Genomic DNA, 18,500 nt, shown 5'->3' with positions numbered 1-18,500 from the left:
GTGAACGCAGCGAAGAACCTTCTGGCCGCCGGACGGGCGGTTGCAGCCTGTGGAGCTGGTGTAAGACCTCAACGGAGTACTCCGGGCGGGCAGTCGGCGATGAAACAGGAAGTCTCACGGCGCGAGCCGTAAGAATCTCCCCCCTTCAGGGGGGAGAGCGTCAACTCTGATCCCGTCCGGTTGCGCCAGCTGCTCGCGGCCGCCGAGGACGCCCGGTTGATGGCAAGCGGTGCAGGCCCCGGCGGGCGGCTACGGCCGGGGCATCCCCGTCACGTGGCAAGAAGGGGACGTCTTCACGGTCTTCGGCCGGCCGATGGAGCGCGAGGACCTGGAGCTGCAGCGGCCGACTCCCGCGATACGTCCCCAGGCCCTCGAAGAGATCGACCGCTCCTGGCAGGTCCCCCTCGTCATGGGCTACGTCCCGCCCCGACCTGAACTGTGGCGCGTCCTGGGCGCCTTCGCCGCGACGCAACCTGGGGGCGTCGCCGTGGCCACACCTACGCCGAGAGCCGGTGGAGGGGGTGGCACCGGCGGCGCGCCGTGTACCGCAGGCCCGTGAGTTACGGAAGGAATGCTCCAAGTCACTGTCCATCGCCCGCCAGTACCAGCGGATCGGCACGGCCACCGTCACCGGTCAGGTCACGGTCCCGCTGTACGAGTACGAGATCGACGACCTTGAGCTGCACCTCACTGTCCTGCTCCAGCAGCGTGCCCCACACGACCAGGTCGAGGCCGCCCGGCGTCTGCTCGGCCGGCTTCACGCTCTGCAGGGCCGGGCCCGTGCCATGCAGACCCTGAACGGCATCCCGGTCACTCGCCCCGCGATCGCCAAGCCGGGCGTCCTGCTGAACCCGCCGGCTGTCATCGCCCACAGGCGTGACACCGCTCCGTAAGGACGTCGGGAAGCCCCGCCGGGAAGCCGGATGGGTTCGGACTGGGTCCGTGCCGCGTGACGGAACCGGCACGGACTCAGCCTCTCGCTCTCACGGCCTCGGCATAGATGACCGGTGCCAGTCGGGACGGCCTCACTGCGCATCCCGACGTCACCGGCCCGGGACCGCATCCCAGGCACCCCATGTACCTGCAGGTCAGACGGGCTGGGATGGTTCCACCGTGCTCGATCGGCCGTGAGTTGTTGCGCTCGGCCGTTGTGACGGCTGATGCTCTTGGTGCCGCACCGGCCAGGTCCGGGCTGACCAGCCGGCCTCGCCGGGGCATCCACGTCCATGCACTCATCCACGGGGGAACCCTCATGTCCATGCGCATCCGAACGAGCGCTCTGACCGCACTCACCGTCGCCGCCCTCGCGGCGGGCACGGTCCTCACGGCACCGGCCGCAGGCGCCGCGCCGAAGGCCGCCGTGCCGAAGTTCCTCTCGGCGTCTCAGCTGCCGCCGCACCCGACGTCGTCCTGGACCGCCGGGCCGGTCACCGAGGGGTTCCCGGAGGCACTGGGCCTCTGCGTGAGCACGGAGGGCGTGCTCGACTACGACTACCGGCACCGGGAGTTCCGGACCGACCTGGACACCGGCGCCGTGCAGTTGACCGTCGTGACGGGCACAGCCGCCCAGGCCAAGGCCCTGGCGAAGCACTACGACGACCTGATCCGCACCTGCGCCGACCGCATCGAGGAGTCCTCGCCCGACGTCGAGGCCGAGGGCCGGGACTACGGCAAGCTGCCGGTAGAGGAAGGCGCCCGCGTCCGCGGCCTGCACACCGAGACATCCCGGGGCGCCACCGACATCGCCCTGATGTCGGTCGGACGGGACGGCAGGACCGTGACCGTCGTTCAGTGGGGACAGATGGGCGACTTCAAGAACGCGCCCGTGACCGCCTTCAAGAAGACCACGACCACGGCCGTCAACAAGCTGTACTGACCGGACGACCCCCGGAAAGGGCCGGGGCCGTCCTCCTCATGGCTTGGGCTGGACTCCCCCGTCCAGCCGAGGCCGCGCTCTGCCCACACGGGCAGGGGGCTATCGGGCCGGCTCGTACGTCACGGACTCGAGCGGGCAGCCGAGCGCAAGGTCCCGCAGGGCCACGAGTTCGGTGTCGTCGGCGACCACGTCCAGCGCAGCTTCGTACCCACCCACTCTGCGGTGTGCTGAGAGCGCACCGCATCGCCGGGGGCGGGCGGCAACCAATGAGCCGGGTCCTGGTCGGACTTTGAGCGGTTGGAGCAGGCTGATGGGACGGGATGTGCGAGGCGAGTGCCAGCACGGGCGCACCGGAGCGGTGCGCGTCGTACAGTCCCTGGATCAGATGGGTATTTCCGGGGCCACAGCTTCCGGCGCACACGGCGAGCCTGCCGGTCAGCCGCCGCCTCCGCTGCCGCAGCGAAGGCGGCGGCCTCTTCGTTCCGTACATGCACCCACTCGATGCCGTCGGTACGACGCACCGCGTCGACCACCGAGTTCAGGCTGTCACCCACCACGCCGTAGATCCGCTGCACACCCGCCTGGCGCAGAACGTCCACCATCTGCTGGGCCACGGTCAGATTCCGCATCGCCGGACTTCTCCCCTCGGGCTGCACACCTGTCCCACATGACTCTCGACAGCAATATAGTTGATGCATCCACCATAAAGCAGGGGCGCCGGGGCTCGCCGCCGAGGACGGCTCACCGGTCGCTCCGGGCCGACCGGCCTCAGGACGCCGCCGAGGCCGTCGCAGCCGACAGGGGCCGGGCCCGGTGGCCGGACGCGGGCTCTCGGGCAGGGCACTCGGCCCAACCGCATGCGGGGAGAGCCGGGGCGCGTTCCCAGTGCGCACGGCTGGACCTCTGCCAGACGCGCCGACCCTTCGGCCGGCTGGGCGGAGATCTCACTGCGCATGCACGGGCTGCGGTATGCGATCGCACGGCGCAGGGGTGTGACGCCGCTCCACAACTCTCGACCACGACCTCATCGCCACTGCCGTCCACGTCTCTGGTGTGGGAGCCCGCGGCGGCTGGGGCGGCGGCCGCATCGTACCCACGGGACCCCGCAACAGGTCGTGGCGCACGTTGCTCGCGCGAAAGGTCGTGACCTTGCGCCGGGAGTGCTACGAGCTTGCCGCTCAATGCCCGGACCGGCTCACCGCCAGTGTCACCGCAACCTCGCCAAGGGAGCAGGTACCCGCGACAAGCATGTGCGGTCGTCCCGCCCCGATGAGGGCGAGGAGGTCACGGGGCGCTTCAGGACCCCGCTCCCGGCTCGGTCATGCGCATCTGGATTCCGGTGTCCGCGGCGCCGATTGACGCCTGCGGCGTGCACCGCGAGCCGTACCCGCCCTGGGTCCGCGGCGAGTGACGGAACATCGACGATGCGCAGCAGGTCAGGGGTGCCGTACCCGGAGAACTGCACGGCCGCGTCACCGACCGCAGGACCCCGCGTGGTCGCAGTACGGCTGGAGGCGGCTCTGTCCACAGCCGCACAGCATGACCCTGGTCTCGGCGCGTGTGCCCTGCGGCGAGTCCACACTCAGCTCCCCGCGTACGGTCAGCTGCCCGGTGGCACTGCGGGTGATCGTGGTGGGCCGGTCGGGGGTTTCCGTCCCGCCCTCTACGAGTTCGTACTGGAGCGCACCCGAGGGACAGCGCCGCACCACTTCCGCCAGGCGCTCGGCCGTGGACTCATCCGGCTGGATCCACGGTCGCTTCGCCGTGTCGAACACCTCGGGCAGGCCATGGACGCATTCGGCGGCATGGAGGCAGCGCCTGGCCTCGAAGGTCACCGTGATCGACTCCGCCCGATATGTCTTCCGCTCGGATTCCCCGCTCATGTCTGCCTCCATTGACGCCACGCTCGGCTTTTCAGTCACTGACCTTGCTGCGGGACTGGTACAGCAGGTCCTGGTACTCGGGGTGCCGGCTGATCCAACCCGCGAAGAAGGGACAGGTGGCCAGCACTCGCAGATTCGCGGCACGCGCCTCGTCAAGGGCTGTGCGGGCCAGCCCGGACCCGACGCCCGCGCCCTCGTACTCCGCCTCGACCTCGGTGTGCACGAACGCAACGAGCTCCGTCGTACGGATGTATTCCGCGACGCCCGCCGGCTTGGACTCTCCATCGACACGGGCCTCGTAGCGCTTCGCCTCAGGCACGTCGCTCACTTCGACCGTCATGTGTCCTCCTTGTGGGGTCCGACCCCGCTCAACTCGGCAGAATCCCGCCGGCCGGGACATCACCCTAACCCCATCAGGTTGATGCATCAACTTAACCGCCGGCGACGGAGCGAGCACGCGATGCACGGGAATCCGCCGACAAGCCCTGGAACTCGACCTGCGGAGACGCGGCTCGCACCACTTGTCCTCGACTTCGAACCGGACAACTTCGGTACGTTCTCCACCCGTCCGACGCGCATCGGCCCCGGCACCTCCCGCTCGCACACCAAGGCCGGGTCCCCATCGAAGCGTCTTGGTCACCACGGACGCGGTCTCGCCGAGGGTCACGTCGCCGCCACCACCAGTGGATGAGCTGTCAACAATCTCGTTAGACTGCCCTCATGGACGCACCGCCGCGCTGGCTCGATCCGGAAGAGAAGGCCGCCTGGGACAGCTTCATCCGCATGCAGGAGAAACTCGTCGGACGGCTGTCCCGCCGCATACAGGCCGACTCCGGAATGTCCGCCGCCGACTACCTCGTGCTCGTCAGCCTCACCGAAAGGGGCGCCGGGCGGATGCGCTTCTTGGACCTGGCCAAACTCGTGGAGTGGGAAAAGAGCCGGATGTCCCATCAGGTCACGCGGATGGCGAAACGCGGTCTCGTGTCCAGGGAGGAATGCCCCGACGACGGACGCGGAGCATTCATCGTCGCCACCCCAGCCGGTTACAAGGCGATCGAAGAGGCCGCACCCCAGCACGTCGAGCACGTCCGCCGCCTGTTCATCGACGCCCTGACGCCGAACCAGCTCAGCACACTCGCCAGGCTCAGCAAGCGCGTTCTGGACCACATGGAGCGGCAGCAGGACTGACCGGGCGAGAGGATGCAGCTCTCTGGATCACGGGACAGCAGCCCTCTAGCAGCCCGGCGGAGACGTCCCGGCGCGCGGCCGCGGGCCGAGTTCACGACGGACGCGTTCACTGCTGAGCCACTCGTCCGGGGCCAGAGTGTCGGCCGACAGGCCAAGCGTTCCACGGGCCTCCTCAAGCGCCGGATGGCGCCTCTTGCCGAGGGCCCTCAGAGGCCATGGCCGACGTCCCGGCCGATGAGACAGTTTCTCGCCGCTCGCACCCACGCCGTTTCGATCCGCTCTTTTCATGCGAGTTGATCGCGTCCCTGAGTCGCTCGACCGGGTCCTGTCGGCTCATCGTGCTCATCTCCATGTCGTCCGTCATCGGCTCTGTCGCTTCGGCATCTTCCGGTCAGCCGTGGTCGCGCCACATCAGCGGAAGAGATTGCTCTGACCGTTCGACGCGGTCAGGCCGCCGTCGACGGCGATGTGCGCGCCGTTGACGTACGAGGCACCGTCGCCGGCGAGGAACGCCACGACAGCGGCCACCTCGGCGGGATCCCCGGGCCGGCCCATGGGCACGCGGTCGTCGAACCGGTCGCGCAGCGGCGTGCCTTCGGCGAGCGCTGTTCGGATCTGCTCGCTGCTGGTCGTCACACCGGGGTGGACCGCATTGACCCGGATCTCCCGGCCGTGGTCGAGGGCCATCGCATTGGTCAGATTGGCCACCGCGCCCTTGGTCGCGTTGTAGGCGGCCTGCGTCCAGTCACCGCGCACGCCGCCCACCGATCCGATGTTGATGATGCACCCACGCACCGCGCGCAAGTGGGGCAAGGCGGCGCGGGAGGCAAAGAACGGGCCGTCGACGTTCACGCTCATCATGGCGCGATAGGCAGCCTCGCTGGTGCTCTCCACCGTGCCCGGCTGCGCCAGCCCTGCGTTGTTGACGAGGACGTCCAGGTGCCCGAACCGCTCGGCCACCCCCTCCATGAGTGCCGTGACGGCGGTCAGGTCGGAGACATCGCCGACCCATGGATGCATGTCACCCCCGTCCGGACCGCTCTCGACAGCTTGACGCAAGGTCGATTCGGTACGACCCACCAGTACTGTGGTGTATCCGTCGGCGGCGAAGCGGTGCGCGATATGGACGCCTAGACCGCCCCCGGCGCCGGTGATCACGGCCACGCGGCTGTTCTGGTCGTTCACCAAGTCCTCCTGATCTGTGGGTACTTCGAACACTAGGAAGATCACGGAAGTCAAGGCATGCATCAGGGCGACAACCGACCGGAACATCGGCGACAAACACATCCTGGAAGCAGACTCGTAGAACGATGGACGACAACAAGGCGGCATCTTTCTCACTCGACTCACGCCGTGCAGCCACGACCGGGCGGGACGACTTCGAGCGGAGCTGGCGTACCCATGTCGGAGACGGGTTCCCCCTCCCCCGGTTCAGCGCGGCGACAACGACCGACTTCCGGCTGCGCTTCCGTGCCGCCAAGGTGCGCGACGTGGCGATCACCAGCGTGGACGGGGTGTCGGCAGCACAGACGGCGGACGGACCAAGTCATGACGCCGATCAGGTACGACTGTGGCTGGTGCGCAGCGGAGCCTGGGCGCTGGGCAGCAGACGAAACACTGTGGAACACACCGTGGAGGCGGGACACTTCCTGCTCCGGCATGCCGCGCGGATGCATCACTTCGCCCTCCCACCCCACACGAGAGCGCAGTGCATCGTATTGCCCGCTGCTCCCTTCTCCCTTTCACTCGGCGGCCGGGAAGTCGCCGGTCGCGCCGACGCCGCCGAGGTACGTCTCCTGGTGGCGCACGCCAACATGGTTGAGGAGACGCTGCCCGGTCTGAGCCCGGCCGGTGTCCAGGCCGCACGGAACACACTGGTCGAGCTGGTCACCGCGGTGACGCACCACGGCTTCGACGACGTGAACACCCGCCTTGCCCCGGCCCTTGCCCAGGCGGCGAAGAACCTCGCGCAGGAGCGGCTCGCCGACGTCGATCTCTCGTCGGCGATGCTGGCCCGGGAGCTGAACGTTTCCGTACGTACTTTGCAGCGCGCGTTCGCGGCGGGTGGGGAATCGGTGACCGCATACATCCGGGAACGACGCTTGGAGTCGGCCAGGCAGGCGCTGGTGGCGGCTCGGCTGACCGTCTCGGAAGTCGCCGCGCACTGGCAGTTCGCCGACAGCAGCCACTTCAGCCGCGCCTTCAAGCAACGCTACGGACTGGCACCCACCGAGTACGTCCGGAAAAACACCTGATCAGAGGCTGACCGCTGCTGGGTTCGCCAGGTTGTGACGAGCGTCGGGAGACCAGCTCGTGACCGTTGAGGTCATCTCATTCGATCTGTTCGAAAGCGCGATACCGCTCCGCGACGAAGCCCACGGGCACGTCCCTGTGCCCGCACCCGGCGCAGAGCATGGGTCACATCTCGCCCGAGGTGACGACCAGCGCACAACCGGCAGTTGAAGCCACCGCACAGAGGCTTCGCCGATCGTGGAGCGACTCATCGTCCAGTCGGAAGACGTCCACGATCACCACTGGACTGGCCCCCCGGTCGGCGAAGGGCCCGACCAAGCCCCGGTCGGCCCTGCTGTGGACCAGGGCACCGGTTCGCGGACGTACAGCTGCACCAGCCACGCCGCAGCCTGGTTGACATGACAACCAGAAGGGTGTCATGTTTACATATCAACTAGATAGGCGGAGGCGGTGTAGGTGACAAAGGGGACTTCGGCACGAGTCCTGCTGCTCGGGTTGAAGAGCGGAGGTCATACCTGCACCTCATGAGCGGGCGGGAGATCGAAGGCCAGGTCGGCCGGCACGGACGTCCCGCCCGGTCGTCACGAACCACGCACCGCCACACCCCGACACAACGAAAGCGCTGAACGACGTGAACACGATGGATGTCTCTCAAATCGAGTTCGGCATCGACAGTTTCGGAGATCGGCCCCGAAACGACCAGGGCATGATCGTCTCGCACGCGCAGGCGATCCGCGCCGCAGTGACTGAAGCGATCCTTGCCGACCAGGTCGGTATCGACGTTGTTGCGTTGGGCGAGCACCACCGATCCGAGTACGCGATCTCCAGCCCCGAGACAGTACTGGCGGGCATCGCGACGGCCACGGAGCGCATCCGGCTCGCCTCGGGCGTGACAGTGCTGTCCTCGGACGACCCGGTACGCGTGTTCCAGCGGTTCGCTACGGTCGACGCGCTCTCCAACGGCCGCGCCGAGGTGATCCTCGGACGTGGTTCCTTCACCGAGTCGTTCCCCCTGTTCGGGTACGACCTGAAGGACTACGAGGTGCTGTTCGAGGAGAAGATCGACCTTTTCCACCGTCTCCTGAACGAGGGGCCGGTCACCTGGGAAGGCACCACGCGCGCCGCCCTGCACAATGCGGACGTGTACCCGAAGACCGATTCGGGACGCCTCAACACCTGGGTAGGGGTTGGCGGGACACCGCAGTCCGTGCTCCGCACCGCGCAATACGGCTTCGGGCTCATGCTCGCAATCATCGGCGGCGCCCCCGGCCGGTTCTCGCCCTACGTGGATCTGTACCAGCGTGCCAGCGAGGAGTTCGGCACGACCGCACAGCCGATCGGAATGCATTCGCCTGGCTTCGTCGCATCCACCGACGAAGAAGCCAAGGAACTCTTCTACCCTGGGCACAAGGAGATCCGCGACCGGATCGGGGCGCAGCGCGGCTGGCCGCCGCTCCGCCGGGAAGAATTCGACGCCGAGGTGGACCGCGGATCGCTGTATGTCGGCTCGCCCGAGACGGTCGCGATCAAGATCGCCCATGCCATCCGGGTACTGAACGCGGGCCGGTTCGACATGATCTACTCCGCCGCCGGCACCGTTTCAGCCTCCGCACGTCTACGTTCGGTCGAGCTGTACGGCACCCAAGTCATCCCTCGGGTCCGCGAGCTTCTGACCGAGCAGCCCACCGCCACGGCGGGAGCGGCGCGATGACCAACCCTGTCACCACCATCGGGATCCTGGGAGCCGGGAAAGTCGGCACCGTCCTGGCGCGCCTGGCGGTCGCCGCCGGCTATCGAGTCCTGATCTCCGGGTCCGGTGACCCCTCCAAGATCGCGCTTACCGCCAAAATCCTCACCCCCGGAGCGACCGCCGTGTGGCCGGCCCAGGCCGCGGATGCCGCCGACGTGGCGGTCCTGGCTCTTCCGCTCGGCAAACACCGCAACCTCCCGGTTCCGCAGCTGGAAGGAAAGCTGGTCATCGACGCAATGAACCACTGGTGGGAGGTCGATGGTCCCCGCGCCGCGATCCTCCCGACCGACACCTCATCGAGCGAAGTCGTTCAGCGGTTCCTGCCGGGCGCACGTGTCGTGAAAGCCCTCAACCACATGGGCTACCACGACCTCGAGGACGAGGCTCGCCCAGTCGGCGACCTCGGACGCAAGGCCATCGCGATCGCCGGTGACTCGCCCGAGGATCTCGCCGTCGCGTCTGCGCTGATCGACACTCTCGGATTCGACCCACTCACCATCGGCGACCTCGCGGCGGGCATCCGGCTCGAACCCGGAACCCCCGCTTTCGGAGCCAATGTCGACGCCGAGCGGCTTCGCGCGCTTACCGCCACCCCTGCCCCGACAAGACTTTTTGAGCACTCGTAACAGAAAAACAGAAGCACCACGGTCGAATTGGAGAACTGAGCTCACGCCGTGACACTCTCCAAAGAAGGACAGTCAGATGACCCAAGAATTGACTGGCAACACCGGTGCATCCATGACAGTCGAGCTCGATCTCACAAGCCCGATCAGCTCCTACACCATCAAACGCGCCGACAAAATACCCCTAGGCACGGCCGACTTCGTCGTCATATCCGATGTACGCGAAGAGCGGATATTTTTCCATACCGAGGTGTGCCAGGATTTCGGTGGACGTGACCTGGTTGAGCTTCTGGTGAGCACGGCACTCACTGAGAGCATTCGCGAAAATGCCACCGTCGTACCCTTGTGTCCGATGTTCGCCCGTCATCTGCGGATACATAGCGAAAAATTTACCGCGAGTGGCGGCGTGTTCCGAAAGCCAATACCTGACGACATAGGAATAATCACGCGCGCCACGCTCGGTGAAGCGTGAATATTGCAGTTACGCATGGGGGGACGAATGCGGCCAATAATTCCGGACTATCTTGCCGAGGTGCTCGGAGATGTGGAGTCGGACACGTCCGGAGAGCCGGCGGGCTACATCCCTGAGCTCGCAGCAGCGGACCCCGAGCGCCTCGGTGCGGCCTTTGCCATGATCGATGGAGAGGTCTACGGTGCCGGAAACATCGATATCGAGTTCACAATCCAATCGATCTCCAAGCCGTTCATATATGCGTTGGCCCTGTCTGATCGCGGATTCGACCCTGTGCTCGCCAAAGTCGGTGTCGAGCCGTCCGGAGAGGCGTTCAACGAGATCTCTCTCGAAAGCGATACGGGGCGCCCCCTCAATCCCATGATCAACGCCGGCGCGATCACCGTACACTCACTGGCCGGCGCAGAGGACCTGAATCCGACAGAGCGTGTGGAACGCGTGCTCCACGGCCTCTCGGCGTTCGCCGGTCGTCGACTGAAGATGGATGAGGCGGTATGTGCCTCAGAGATGGAGCACGCGCACCGCAACCTCGCCATTGCCCACATGCTCCGCAGTCACAACATCCTCACCAAGGACCCAAGGGCCATCGTGGACGGCTACACCCGCCAGTGTTCCGTGCTCGTCACCACGCGAGATCTGGCCATGATGGCCGCGACGTTGGCCAACCGTGGGATAAACCCTCTCTCGGGTGAGCAGGTGGTGCCGGAACCGGTGGTTCGTCAGGTCCTGAGCGTCATGTTCAGCTGTGGAATGTACGACGCCGCTGGTGACTGGGCGACCCAGGTCGGTATTCCGGCAAAGAGCGGGGTGGCCGGGGGCCTGATCGGCGCGCTCCCCGGACAGATCGGAATTGCCACGTTCTCACCACGACTGGATGTTCACGGGAACAGCGTTCGAGGGGTGTCACTGTTCGAACGATTCTCGTCAGACATGGGTCTGCATGTGATGGAGGTCCCCGCCGCTGCGCGTGCCGTCGTGCGGTCCCACCATGTCGTTGGCAGCGGACCGAACGCGCTCCGGGTCCTACAACTGCAAGGCGGCATCGGCTTTGCCGGAGCCGAGAGAGTTGTTCAGGAAGCCATGGACATTTCACCTTCGGACGTCAGGGTGGCTTTGGATCTGACAAGGGTCTATTCGATCGACGACGTGGCACGGCGCGTGTTGCTGGAGGTCGCACGCCGGCTGACACTGAGTGGTCACGAGGTCTACCTCGTCGACCCGGAATCGATCATGCCCGATCCCGATCCCGGCGATGGCGGCCGAGTCACAGTCGTAGGCACCGTGGATCAAGCTGTGCTTCCGACACGGGGCTCAGCACAGGAGCCAGCCGGATGCGGAACGGCGAATCCTCTGACCCGCCTCCGGTAACACGAAGTTCTCACACACAGATATGGGCCGGAGTTCGTTTCGTCGGCCAGAAGGGAAAGAAATCATGGGCTACATCACCGTCGGCACGGAGAACAGTACGCCGGTCGAGCTCTACTACGAGGATCAGGGTTCCGGGCAGCCGGTCGTCCTGATCCACGGCTACCCACTGAACGGGCACAGCTGGGAACGTCAGACGCGCGAGCTGTTGGCCCAGGGGTATCGGGTCATCACCTATGACCGTCGTGGTTTCGGCCAGTCGTCGAAGGTGAACTCCGGTTACGACTACGACACCTTCGCCGCCGACCTGAACACGGTCCTTGAGACGCTCAACCTGCAGGACGTCGTCCTTGTGGGTTTCTCGATGGGCACCGGCGAACTCGCCCGCTACGTGAGTCGCTACGGTCATGAGCGTGTCGCGAAGCTCGCCTTCCTCGCCTCGCTCGAGCCGTTTCTCGTCGCCCGCGACGACAACCCCGACGGGGTGCCGCAGGAGGTCTTCGACAACATCGCCGCGACCGCAAAGGCGGATCGGTACGCCTGGTACAAGCAGTTCTACGCGGACTTCTACAACCTCGACGAGAACCTCGGCACTCGTATCAGCGAGGAGGTCGTGACCGGTAGCTGGAACGTCGCGATCAGCAGCGCTCCGGTGGCTGCGTACGCTGTGGTACCGGCATGGATCGAGGACTTCCGTGCCGACGTCGAGGCGGTCCGCGCGAGCGGCAAGCCCGCACTGATCCTGCACGGAACAAAGGACAACATCCTCCCGATCGACGCCACTGGGCGCCGATTCCACAAGGCACTCCCCGAGGCTGACTACGTCGAGGTCGAAGGAGCGCCGCACGGCCTGCTCTGGACCCACGCCGACGAGGTCAACACCGCGCTGCGCGACTTTCTCTCGAAGTGACGGTGGATGACTGACTGTTGCCCTGACGGCTTCTCATGACGCGGAACCGCGCTGTCGAAGCCGACAACGGGGCGTATGTGACGCCGAACCGATGTCGAGGCGCCACATACGCCCCCCAGGCTCCTTCGCGCTTCCGCAACGGGACTGCTACTCCGGGTTCGAGAGGCGCCGTTGGAGACGCTGATAGCTGGCCCTAACAAAGCCTCTGGACGTGCCGGTGGGTGATCAGGCAGACGGCAAGTCCGGGGAAGGCCTCGTGGATGGCATCGCATCGCTCCCAGCGGATCCGTAAGCGGCGGAAGCCATGCAGCCAGGAGATCGTCCGCTCAACGACGGCTGGTGCAGTTGGTCCCAGACGCCGGCCACGTTCCATGAAGCAGCCGCCGCCAGCAGGTCATGCCGGATCCGAAGCCCAGTTCAACTGCTCATTCCGCATCCTGCCGCACCGCGCGGGGCCAGCGTCAAGCGTATGAGCTTGGACGATCACGACAGGACCCGCAGCGTCGACCGAGCTCCTCCGTCCAGACACCCCGTTATGGGGTGGCAGGGACGCGTGACTCACACCCCGCATTCCCGCGTTTCCTGAGGTCGTCTCCAGTACCGCGCAACTGCCGGACGCCTCCGCCCTGGACGGCGTTATGTGACCTGTGGGGGTGTCTCAGTCCCAAGGTGTCTCAGGCGGCGCAGCTCACATAGACGAGACGTGACAGGCGTCGCGGCCATGTACCGCAGCGGACGCTCAGAGGTGGCCGTCCAGGAACTTCCGTACCTCGGTGACGGTCATAGGCCCCGTGCCGTGCGCCACCGCCTCCCCCTCCTTCAGCAGGACACAGGACGGGGCTCCGGTGATCCCGTATCGCTCGGTTGCGGCCGGACAACGCGTGATGTCCGTGCGGACGACCGTCAGGCGGCCCGTGTAGTCGTCAGCGATGCCACCCACGACGAGGTCCATCACCCGGCAGGGCTCGATTGCCTTGGGCCATGTCCCGGTGAAGTAGGCGAGGACCGGAACTCCGCTCACCCCGAGGATGAAACTGAACTCCGCGTCCTCACGGGGTTGGTGAACCCTCTTCGCCATGGAAGCTCCTGACCTCACGTTCCGTCATTCCATCCCCATCATCCCTCGCGCGGTGTGCCAGGCCGGCCCGGTCGGTCGTCCGGCTGACCTGTCGGAAGGGAGGCACGGGGCCGTCGCAGAACCAGGGTGCTCCCCGGCGCGAGCGGCCCGGCCCCCCGTTCCTGGTGACCCGGCCTTGCCACCCCGCCGGTCACCCAGTTGCAGCCCGCCGCGCGCCCATGGGTCAGCTCGTGCCACGACAGCGCCCTCCACGACGACATGAAAGCTGTTTTCCAGGAGATAGCAGCCCAGATCGCTAACCAGATGCTCGATGAGCGCGTCGACGAGCGGGCCGGTGCGCATCGTCCACCGGATCCAGTCGAGCTGTATCCGCCACCGCGCTTCTCAGAGACAGCGCCCCCGACGGGCTTCCCGAAGCCTTGTCTGGTCGAGGCGCGATTCCTGGACCGCTCGCGGGCGCGGTCGTGGACGGTCGAAGAACGCGTCAGCTGACCCGAAGACCGACCGCCAGCGTCAGTTCAAGGACCCGGTGCGGCGATGCGAGGTCCGGAAACAGCTCCCGCAGCTGCGACATCCGGTACCGGACGGTCTGGGGATGGACGAACAACGCCGCCGCCACCTCCTCCCGCCTGCCCTGGTGCAGCAGCCACGCCCGCAACGTCTCCTCCAGCCGCCGCGCGGTCGCGTCAGGCAAGGTCCGCAACGGTGCGAGGGCTCGGGCACGCAGGTCTGCGAACGCGTCCACGTCGGCGCTCAGCACCAGCTCGGGCAGGTGGTCCTCGGTGTCGCGGAAATCAGAGGAGAGGGAGCGCGCGCGTACGGCTCGTGCGTACGAGGCGGACGCACGAGTCCATGGCCGGGCCGGGCCGACCACGGCGGTGCGGTCGGTCAGCTGCCGCAAGAGATGTGATCGGTCGGCATCGGGGACGAGCAGCGCGCCGAGGGCGTCCGGCAGATCGTCGAGGACGAGGGTGCTCGGGTCGAGCGTGCGGTAGGCAGGCCGGGCCTGGGCGGCGGGCAGCAGGACGGCGGTCAGCGAAACCGGAGGCTGCCACCCGGCCCGTTGAGCAGAGGCCAGCAGCACGTCCGGGTTCGCGCCGGCGAGGAGGTCGCGGGCCAGGTGTTCCAGGTGGCGCTCGTGGTCCCTGCCCCGGGCGGCCAGTTCGTCGGCGTGGCCCGCGGCGCTCGCCGCGGAGAGCTCGTCGATGTAGGCGAAGGTCAGCTCGGCGAACTTGGCGACCTCGGCGGCGGGCAGACCTGCGGGTACGGCACCCGCCGCCAGGCATCGCCAGGCCACGCGGGCGCCGACGCGATAGGCGCTGAGCAGGGCGTCCATCGAACGGCCGTCCCGGACCTCGCCGCGGCCCAGCTCGTAGGCCGCGTCACCGGCGTCGCCGCCTGTGGCGTTCCCGCTCGCGAGGTCCAGGTAGTGCCCCAGGGCGGTGCGGACGGCTCGGCGTATGGTGCCGCCCATACGGCCCGAAAGGGCGTTGGCGTAGGGAGGGACCTCGTCGATGATCGCCTGGACGACCTCGTCGGCGGTGGTCTTCAGCGCGGCCCGCAGTGCGGTGACCGTCGTCTCATCCAGGGCCAGTTCGCTGGCCCTCCGGATAGCATGACTCACGTTTTGTTCCCTGCGAACAATTCGGCCGACCAGATTTACGTCCTACGGTCAGGACTTTACACCTTGAGGCGCAGCAAGCTGGAGTCATGACGAGTACAGCCCTCCGCAGCAGGGCGTGGAAACTGCTGGAGATGGTCACGACGCCGCTGCTGCCGTCGGACTACCTCGACCTGGTCAGCCCGCTGCGTGCGGGCGCCGACCTGCGTGGGCGCATCGAGGCCGTGCGCCCCGAGACGGGTGACGCCGCGACCATCGTGATCAGGCCGGGACGGGGCTGGCGCGGCCACACAGCCGGTCAGTACGTGCGGATCGGGGTCGACGTCGACGGGGTGCGCCTGTGGCGTGCCTATTCGCTCACCTCACCGACAGACCGTCAGGACGGCCGCGTCACGATCACCGTGAAGGCGATCCCGGACGGCAAGGTCAGCAACCACCTGGTCCGCAGGGCGAAGCCGGGCACGCTGATCCAGCTCGACCAGGCGACCGGTGACTTCGTGCTGCCGCAGGCCAAGCCCGCCAAGGTGCTCTACCTGACGGCCGGCAGTGGCATCACGCCCGTGATGGGCATGCTGCGCGACACCGAGTTCGACGACGTCGTCATGGTCCACTGCGCGCCAAAGCCGCAAGACGTGATCTTCCGCGACGATCTGCACGACCTGGTCGCGGACAAGAAGCTGCGGCTCACCGAGGTGCACACCGACACCGACGGCATGCTCGACATCGCCCGTCTCGACGAACTCGTGCCCGACTGGGCCGAGCGCGAGACCTGGGCCTGCGGGCCCGCGGGCCTGCTCGACGCCGCCGAAGAGCACTGGACCAGGCACGGCGTCCAAGAGCGCCTGCACACCGAACGCTTCCGCCCCAGCATCGTGGTCGCCGGCGACGGTGGGGGCGAGGTCACGTTCAGCACCACCGGCAAGACCGTCGACGCGGACGGCGCCACGCCGTTGCTGGACGTCGGCGAGGAGGCCGGCGTGCTCATGCCCTCCGGGTGCCGCATGGGCATCTGCTTCGGCTGCGTCACACCGCTCAAGGCGGGCGCCGTCCGCGACCTGCGCACCGGCGAGATCACCGAGGCCGAGCCGGGCGTCCTCATCCAGACCTGCGTGTCCGCCGCGGCGGGCCCCTGCGACATCGAACGGTAGGAGCACCTTGACCGCCATCGACCCCACCGCCCACCTGACCGCGGAGCAGATCGAGGAGCTCGGCCGCGAGCTCGACGCGATCCGCGACGAGGTGATCGCCGACCGCGGCGAGAAGGACGCCGCCTACATCCGCAAGGTCATCTCGGCGCAGCGCAAGCTCGAGCTGGTCAGCAGGGGCGTGCTGCTGTTCTCGATCTTCCCGCCCGCATGGCTGATCGGCACCGCCGGGCTGTCCGTGGCGAAGATCATGGACAACATGGAGATCGGCCACAACATCCTGCACGGCCAGTGGGACTGGATGCGGGACCCGAAGATCCACTCCACCACCTGGGAGTGGGATCACGTCTCGCCGTCCGAGCAGTGGAAGCACTCGCACAACGAGCTGCACCACACGTACACCAACGTGATCGGCAAGGACAACGACCTCGGCTACGGCATCATGCGCGTCGACGAGGACCAGAGGTGGCACCCGTTCCACCTCGGCCAGCCGCTGTGGAACTTCATCAACGCCTGCTTCTTCGAGTACGGCATCGCAGCGTACGACCTGGAACTCGGCAAGAACCTGAACAAGCGCCGCCGCAAGAACCCGGAGTTCCGCGCGCGGGCCAAGGCCGTGGGCCGCAAGATCCGCAAGCAGGTGCTCAAGGACTACGTGATCCACCCGCTGCTGTCGGGCCCGTCGTTCCTCCCCACGCTCGCCGCCACGTTCACCGCGAACCTGGTCCGCAACGTCTGGACCCACTCGGTGATCATGTGCGGGCACTTCCCCGAGGGCGTGCAGGTCTTCGAGCGCCGGTCGATCAAGGGCGAGACGCGCGGCCAGTGGTACCTGCGCCAGATGATGGGCTCGGCGAACATCAGCGGCAGCAAGGCCATGCACTTCATGAGCGGCAACCTGTCGCACCAGATCGAGCACCACCTGTTCCCGGACCTGCCGAGCAACCGGTACGCCGAGGTCGCGGTGAAGGTGCGCGCGCTGTTCGAGAAGTACGAGCTGGAGTACGTCACCGGCCCGCTGCCCAAGCAGGTGTTCTCCGCGTGGCACAAGGTCTTCCGGCTCTCTCTGCCGAACAAGAAGCCCAAGGTCAAAACGCCGGACCGCGAGAAGGAGCTCGTCGCGGCCTGATTCCCGGTATTGGTTCAGATCTTTCGGCCGTATCGGCGGCACCGCCGGGTTCGGTGAGATCCGTTGCCGGTGGGCGGCCGCGGCATCAGACCGGACGACACGGGAGTCCGGGCAGCCCGGTATCCGGCTGCTCTGCCTGAACGCCTCGCCAGGAGCTCAGCACACAGCCCCCGGCGAGGCGTTGTAGTGCGCTGACCTGCCGTGGTCGGGCCGGTAGTCGGGTGCGTACGCGCACTCGGTCTACCGACGCGCGGGCTGGGTGGAAGGCACGGGCTGTGACGCGGACACCGCCGCAACCGATGCTCGCCGCCCCTGTGTCCGACCCTGCGCTGCTGCCGGGGTGGGCGGGTGAGCCCAAGTGGGACGGATTTCGGGCCGCTCTGTCCGTCGACGGCGGCCAGGTGGCGCTGCGCTCACGGCACGGCACGGCACCCGGATGGCACCCGCATTTCCTGTGGCGCGCGCTCCAACGGGCAGCGCGGAACGGTGGGCTCACCGCTTCGCGCAGTACCTCGTCGACTGACCGGACAGCCCGTTGCACGAGGGCCGGTGGAAACCAGGTGCCTGTTGACTCTCCCTCCATGGGAGACCCAAGGGTGGAGCGCATGCACGTCGGTGACAACACGCTCTGGAGTATCGGGGAGCTCGCTCGGAAGACCGGGCTGTCGGTGAAGCTGATCCGGCACTGGTCGGACGCCGGGGTCGTTCACCCGGCGCGTCGGACTCCGGCCGGCTACCGGCTGTACGGCACCGAGGAACTGGCCCGGCTGCAACTGGCGCAGACACTGCGAGGGCTGGGCCTGGGGCTGGCGACGATCCGGGACGTACTGGAGCGCGAGAGCACCCTGTCAGAGGTGGCCGCGACGCACATCGACGCGCTGGAGGAGCAGATCCGCACGCTGCGAACGCAGCAGGCGGTGCTGCGCTCCGTCATCCGCCGCAACACCACTGCCGAGGGGCTCACCACCATGACCGAGCTGGCGCGCATGTCCGCCGCCGAACGCCGTGCCATCATCCAGGACTTCGTCACCGACACCCTGGGAGAACTGGACGTACCCACCTACCGACGGGGCCTGCTGGCGGCCACTCCCGACCTGCCCGCCGATCCCACCGACGAGCAGGTCAACGCCTGGCTCGAACTGGGCGAGCTCGTCAGGAATCCGGCTCTGCGCGCCAGCGTGCACCGTATGGCCCACTACGCCGCCGA

At 67.2% G+C, this 18,500-nt stretch carries 19 protein-coding genes and 3 pseudogenes; 15 read left to right on the top strand and 7 right to left on the bottom strand.

Annotation, left to right across the window (positions count from 1 at the left end; genetic code table 11):
- The 4 genes and pseudogenes from O3Q52_RS27990 to O3Q52_RS27975 all read left to right on the top strand — a co-directional run.
- Nucleotides 1–132, top strand: a pseudogene (locus O3Q52_RS27990) (RNA-guided endonuclease TnpB family protein); the annotation flags it as partial.
- 97 nt (nt 133–229) lie between these two features.
- Nucleotides 230–559 (top strand): hypothetical protein, encoded by a 330-nt coding sequence (locus O3Q52_RS27985; protein WP_269651482.1) that lies wholly within the window; start codon nt 230–232, stop codon nt 557–559.
- A complete protein-coding gene (locus O3Q52_RS27980) occupies nt 522–893 on the top strand; it encodes a hypothetical protein (protein ID WP_269651481.1) in 372 nt (123 codons plus the stop codon). Before O3Q52_RS27985 ends, O3Q52_RS27980 begins: the two co-directional genes overlap by 38 nt.
- 359 nt (nt 894–1,252) lie before the next feature.
- Nucleotides 1,253–1,876 (top strand): hypothetical protein, encoded by a 624-nt coding sequence (locus tag O3Q52_RS27975; RefSeq protein WP_269651480.1) that lies wholly within the window; start codon nt 1,253–1,255, stop codon nt 1,874–1,876.
- A gap of 313 nt (nt 1,877–2,189) precedes the next feature.
- On the opposite strand, the pseudogene O3Q52_RS27965 reads toward O3Q52_RS27975, so the two are convergent.
- Nucleotides 2,190–2,451: pseudogene (locus tag O3Q52_RS27965) on the bottom strand (thiamine pyrophosphate-binding protein); the annotation flags it as partial.
- Here O3Q52_RS27965 and O3Q52_RS27960 point away from each other — a divergent pair.
- Complete coding sequence (locus tag O3Q52_RS27960; protein ID WP_269651484.1) at nt 2,365–2,547, top strand: hypothetical protein; 183 nt, start codon at nt 2,365–2,367, stop codon at nt 2,545–2,547. The pseudogene O3Q52_RS27965 and the gene O3Q52_RS27960 overlap by 87 nt on opposite strands.
- Before the next feature lie 801 nt (nt 2,548–3,348).
- On the opposite strand, the gene O3Q52_RS27955 is transcribed toward O3Q52_RS27960, so the two are convergent.
- A complete protein-coding gene (locus O3Q52_RS27955; RefSeq protein ID WP_269651479.1) occupies nt 3,349–3,759 on the bottom strand; it encodes a (4Fe-4S)-binding protein in 411 nt (136 codons plus the stop codon).
- A gap of 31 nt (nt 3,760–3,790) precedes the next feature.
- Entirely contained in the window at nt 3,791–4,099 is a 309-nt protein-coding gene (locus O3Q52_RS27950; protein WP_269651478.1) for a GNAT family N-acetyltransferase, read from the bottom strand.
- Between the two features lie 380 nt (nt 4,100–4,479).
- On the opposite strand from O3Q52_RS27950, the gene O3Q52_RS27945 reads away from it, so the two are divergent.
- A complete protein-coding gene (locus O3Q52_RS27945; protein ID WP_269651477.1) occupies nt 4,480–4,947 on the top strand; it encodes a MarR family winged helix-turn-helix transcriptional regulator in 468 nt (155 codons plus the stop codon).
- A gap of 411 nt (nt 4,948–5,358) precedes the next feature.
- Here O3Q52_RS27945 and O3Q52_RS27940 read toward each other — a convergent pair whose 3' ends face one another.
- Nucleotides 5,359–6,132, bottom strand: a complete 774-nt coding sequence (locus O3Q52_RS27940; RefSeq protein ID WP_269651476.1) for an SDR family NAD(P)-dependent oxidoreductase — start codon at nt 6,130–6,132, stop codon at nt 5,359–5,361.
- A gap of 125 nt (nt 6,133–6,257) precedes the next feature.
- Between O3Q52_RS27940 and O3Q52_RS27935 the strand changes: the two genes are divergently transcribed.
- The 6 genes from O3Q52_RS27935 to O3Q52_RS27910 all read left to right on the top strand — a co-directional run bounded on the left by O3Q52_RS27935 (nt 6,258) and on the right by O3Q52_RS27910 (nt 12,320).
- On the top strand, nt 6,258–7,202 hold the full coding sequence (locus tag O3Q52_RS27935; protein WP_269651475.1) for an AraC family transcriptional regulator: 945 nt from the start codon (nt 6,258–6,260) through the stop codon (nt 7,200–7,202).
- A gap of 638 nt (nt 7,203–7,840) precedes the next feature.
- The gene (locus O3Q52_RS27930) at nt 7,841–8,911 is read left to right on the top strand and encodes an LLM class flavin-dependent oxidoreductase (protein WP_269651483.1); all 1,071 of its coding nucleotides are present in this window, start codon (nt 7,841–7,843) and stop codon (nt 8,909–8,911) included.
- Nucleotides 8,908–9,576 (top strand): NADPH-dependent F420 reductase, encoded by a 669-nt coding sequence (locus tag O3Q52_RS27925; RefSeq protein ID WP_269651474.1) that lies wholly within the window; start codon nt 8,908–8,910, stop codon nt 9,574–9,576. Before O3Q52_RS27930 ends, O3Q52_RS27925 begins: the two co-directional genes overlap by 4 nt.
- Before the next feature lie 76 nt (nt 9,577–9,652).
- Nucleotides 9,653–10,045 (top strand): GNAT family N-acetyltransferase, encoded by a 393-nt coding sequence (locus O3Q52_RS27920; protein WP_269651473.1) that lies wholly within the window; start codon nt 9,653–9,655, stop codon nt 10,043–10,045.
- A 27-nt stretch (nt 10,046–10,072) separates the two neighbouring features.
- Nucleotides 10,073–11,413 carry a glutaminase gene (locus tag O3Q52_RS27915; RefSeq protein WP_269651472.1) on the top strand — a complete coding sequence of 447 codons (1,341 nt, stop codon included), beginning with the start codon at nt 10,073–10,075 and terminating at the stop codon, nt 11,411–11,413.
- 64 nt (nt 11,414–11,477) lie between these two features.
- Nucleotides 11,478–12,320 (top strand): alpha/beta fold hydrolase, encoded by an 843-nt coding sequence (locus O3Q52_RS27910; RefSeq protein WP_269651471.1) that lies wholly within the window; start codon nt 11,478–11,480, stop codon nt 12,318–12,320.
- A gap of 193 nt (nt 12,321–12,513) precedes the next feature.
- Here the strand turns inward: O3Q52_RS27910 and O3Q52_RS27905 are convergent.
- From O3Q52_RS27905 to O3Q52_RS27895, 3 genes and pseudogenes are all read right to left on the bottom strand, one after another.
- Nucleotides 12,514–12,654, bottom strand: a pseudogene (locus tag O3Q52_RS27905) (IS5/IS1182 family transposase); the annotation flags it as partial.
- A gap of 405 nt (nt 12,655–13,059) precedes the next feature.
- On the bottom strand, nt 13,060–13,398 hold the full coding sequence (locus O3Q52_RS27900; RefSeq protein WP_269651470.1) for a co-chaperone YbbN: 339 nt from the start codon (nt 13,396–13,398) through the stop codon (nt 13,060–13,062).
- A gap of 484 nt (nt 13,399–13,882) precedes the next feature.
- Nucleotides 13,883–15,022 (bottom strand): CdaR family transcriptional regulator, encoded by a 1,140-nt coding sequence (locus tag O3Q52_RS27895; protein ID WP_269651469.1) that lies wholly within the window; start codon nt 15,020–15,022, stop codon nt 13,883–13,885.
- Nucleotides 15,023–15,108: 86 nt separating this feature from the next.
- On the opposite strand from O3Q52_RS27895, the gene O3Q52_RS27890 reads away from it, so the two are divergent.
- The 3 genes from O3Q52_RS27890 to O3Q52_RS27880 form a co-directional block, all read left to right on the top strand.
- Nucleotides 15,109–16,167 (top strand): ferredoxin reductase, encoded by a 1,059-nt coding sequence (locus O3Q52_RS27890; protein ID WP_269651468.1) that lies wholly within the window; start codon nt 15,109–15,111, stop codon nt 16,165–16,167.
- A 7-nt stretch (nt 16,168–16,174) separates the two neighbouring features.
- On the top strand, nt 16,175–17,293 hold the full coding sequence (locus O3Q52_RS27885) for an acyl-CoA desaturase (RefSeq protein WP_269651467.1): 1,119 nt from the start codon (nt 16,175–16,177) through the stop codon (nt 17,291–17,293).
- Between the two features lie 581 nt (nt 17,294–17,874).
- The coding region (locus O3Q52_RS27880) for a MerR family transcriptional regulator (protein ID WP_269651466.1) at nt 17,875–18,500 on the top strand (626 nt) is incomplete at its 3' end.

The organism is Streptomyces sp. ActVer, assembly GCF_027270795.1.
Taxonomy (GTDB): Bacteria; Actinomycetota; Actinomycetes; order Streptomycetales; family Streptomycetaceae; genus Streptomyces; species Streptomyces umbrinus_A.
Note: the sequence above shows the minus strand (reverse complement) of the source record. Positions and strands in the feature narration are given on the sequence as shown.

Coding starts and splice junctions, on each gene's coding strand:
- O3Q52_RS27925 (WP_269651474.1), top strand. CDS start 8,908: ATGACCAACCCTGTCACCACCATCGGGATCCTGGGAGCCGGGAAAGTC.
- O3Q52_RS27930 (WP_269651483.1), top strand. CDS start 7,841: ATGGATGTCTCTCAAATCGAGTTCGGCATCGACAGTTTCGGAGATCGG.
- O3Q52_RS27960 (WP_269651484.1), top strand. CDS start 2,365: ATGCACCCACTCGATGCCGTCGGTACGACGCACCGCGTCGACCACCGA.
- O3Q52_RS27920 (WP_269651473.1), top strand. CDS start 9,653: ATGACCCAAGAATTGACTGGCAACACCGGTGCATCCATGACAGTCGAG.
- O3Q52_RS27915 (WP_269651472.1), top strand. CDS start 10,073: ATGCGGCCAATAATTCCGGACTATCTTGCCGAGGTGCTCGGAGATGTG.
- O3Q52_RS27935 (WP_269651475.1), top strand. CDS start 6,258: ATGGACGACAACAAGGCGGCATCTTTCTCACTCGACTCACGCCGTGCA.
- O3Q52_RS27975 (WP_269651480.1), top strand. CDS start 1,253: ATGTCCATGCGCATCCGAACGAGCGCTCTGACCGCACTCACCGTCGCC.
- O3Q52_RS27900 (WP_269651470.1), bottom strand. CDS start 13,398: ATGGCGAAGAGGGTTCACCAACCCCGTGAGGACGCGGAGTTCAGTTTC.
- O3Q52_RS27890 (WP_269651468.1), top strand. CDS start 15,109: ATGACGAGTACAGCCCTCCGCAGCAGGGCGTGGAAACTGCTGGAGATG.
- O3Q52_RS27945 (WP_269651477.1), top strand. CDS start 4,480: ATGGACGCACCGCCGCGCTGGCTCGATCCGGAAGAGAAGGCCGCCTGG.
- O3Q52_RS27910 (WP_269651471.1), top strand. CDS start 11,478: ATGGGCTACATCACCGTCGGCACGGAGAACAGTACGCCGGTCGAGCTC.
- O3Q52_RS27950 (WP_269651478.1), bottom strand. CDS start 4,099: ATGACGGTCGAAGTGAGCGACGTGCCTGAGGCGAAGCGCTACGAGGCC.
- O3Q52_RS27955 (WP_269651479.1), bottom strand. CDS start 3,759: ATGAGCGGGGAATCCGAGCGGAAGACATATCGGGCGGAGTCGATCACG.